General features: G+C 71.4%; 3 protein-coding genes. All 3 read right to left on the bottom strand.

Annotated elements, in window-relative coordinates:
- On the bottom strand, window positions 1-183 hold a 183-nt coding region (locus tag D7X74_RS41550), incomplete at its 3' end, for a hypothetical protein (protein ID WP_147446898.1).
- Window positions 184-189: 6 nt separating this feature from the next.
- Window positions 190-456, bottom strand: coding sequence for a hypothetical protein (locus D7X74_RS41545; protein ID WP_120538426.1), 267 nt, complete (start codon window positions 454-456; stop codon window positions 190-192).
- 56 nt (window positions 457-512) lie between these two features.
- The coding region (gene rho, locus D7X74_RS41540) for a transcription termination factor Rho (RefSeq protein WP_233602484.1) at window positions 513-2,050 on the bottom strand (1,538 nt) is incomplete at its 5' end.

Here is a 2,050-nt window from a genome sequence, read left to right as displayed (position 1 = left end):
GGGCAGGGTGGGGGAGCGGCCGTGGTCCACCGCGTCCACCAGGTGCAGCAGCGCGGCCACCACCGCGGCGCCTCCGGGCAGGGTGAGCGCCCACAGGCCGGCGTTGCGCGCGCACAGCCGCAGCGCCGCATCCATCAAGGCCACCGGACCCCGGGGGCGCAACTCGAGCGCGGAGACGGCCATGGTCTTTCAGCCCACCACGTGGGCCGCGAGCACGACGCCGCCCCACAAGAGGACGGCGCCCACCAGCGCCAGCACCACGTTGAGGACGCTCCACTCACGCCGGGGCGGCGGACCCTCCAGCGCCTTGCGGCGCGTGTCCAGGCAGCTGGCGCAGCGGTTGATGCCCTCGAACTGCGTGGTGCACTCGCGGCAGATGACGCGGCGGCACTCCACGCAGACGCCCAGGCCCGCGCGGTCGGGGTGGTAGTGGCAGCGGCCCGAGCCCTGAATCATGCGCACACCTTACGCAATCCAGGGCTCGCCACACCACCCCCGCGCGGGCAGACGGGCTACATCTCGTCGAAGAACTCGTCGTTGTAGGTGTACCGGCCGAGCCGTTTGACGAGCGCTTCCATGGCCTCCACCGGCTTCACGGCGAAGAGCATCTGCCGCAGCTTCTTCACCTTCTCGTACTCGCGCAGGGTGAAGAGCTTCTCCTCCTTGCGCGTGCCGGACTGGGGGATGTTGATGGCCGGGAAGACGCGCTTCTCCGCGAGCAGCCGGTCCAGGGTGACTTCCGAGTTACCCGTCCCCTTGAACTCCTCGAAAATCACCTCGTCCATGCGGCTGCCGGTGTCGATGAGCGCCGTGCCGATGATGGTCAGCGAGCCCGCCTCCTCCGTCGCGCGAGCGGCGCCGAAGATGCGCTTGGGGCGCTCCAGGGCGCGGCTGTCCACGCCGCCCGTCATGGTGCGGCCGGAGCTGTCGACCTCCTTGTTGTAGGCGCGCGCGAGCCGCGTGATGGAGTCCAGCAGGATGACCACGTCCTTGCCGCCCTCCACCAGCCGGCGGGCGCGCTCCAGCGCGAGCTCCGCCACCTTGAGGTGGTCGCCCGTGGGCCGGTCGGAGCTGGAGGCGATGACCTCCGCCTTGATGCTCCGGCGCATGTCCGTCACTTCTTCGGGGCGCTCGTCGATGAGCACCAGCATGACGTGGCATTCCGGGTGGTTGTTGAGGACCGCCTGGGCGATGCGCTGGAGCATGATCGTCTTGCCCGTCTTCGGCGGGGCGACGATGAGCGCGCGCTGGCCCTTGCCGAGGGGCGCGATGAGGTCCAACACCCGCGTGACCATCTCCTTGTGGCCGTTCTCCAGCTTCAGCCGCTCGGTGGGGTCCACGGAGGTGAGGTCCGCGAAGTGGGGCAGCCGGGGCGCGGACTCCAGCGGGCGCCCGTCCACCGTGTCCACCTTCTGGATGACGCCCTTGTGGCCGCGCATCTGCGCGAAGGCCGTCAGGTACTGGCCCTGACGCAGGCGCAGCTTCTGCACCAGGTTCTTGGGCAGCTCCGGGTCGTCCGGCGACGCCAGCAGGTTGCGCTTCACCTGACGCAGGAACGCGTTGGGGCCCTTGGCCTCCGTGTCCAGCACGCCTTCCACCGGCGCCAGGTTCTGCTGCTGTTGCTGCTGGGGCTGGCCTCCCCCGCGCTGATGCCGGGGGTGCTCGTGCTGCGGCTGCTGCTGCCGGCCCTCCTGCTGCGGCGGGCGGGCTTCCTGCGGCTGCGGCGCCTGCGCGTTGCCGGCGGGCTGCTGCTGTTGCTGCTGGGCCTGACGCTGCTTGTACTGCTCCAGCTCCTGGGGCGTCAGGAACACCTGCACCTGCTGGCCGTCCGGGCCGGGCTGCATGCGGTAGGCCTGGCCCTCCGGGGTGAAGTGCACCTGCGCGCCACGACGACGGCGACGGCGGCGGCGGCGGCGGCCACCCTGGCCGGCGGGGCTTCCGGGCGCGCCACCCTGCTGGGGGCCTCCGGCGGAGGCATCCCCGTCGTCAGGGCCCTCGTCGCCTTCGTCGTCACCGCCGTCGTCGTCCGCCTCGGGGGGCGGATTGGGGC

Source organism: Corallococcus sp. CA047B, from assembly GCF_003612065.1.
Lineage (GTDB): Bacteria > Myxococcota > Myxococcia > Myxococcales > Myxococcaceae > Corallococcus > Corallococcus praedator.
The sequence above is the reverse complement of the archived record's forward strand: the minus strand, read 5'-3'. Positions and strand labels throughout refer to the sequence as shown.

Bases quoted from the DNA above. Each gene is read 5' to 3' on its own strand.
- D7X74_RS41545 (WP_120538426.1), bottom strand. From the start codon at position 456: ATGATTCAGGGCTCGGGCCGCTGCCACTACCACCCCGACCGCGCGGGC.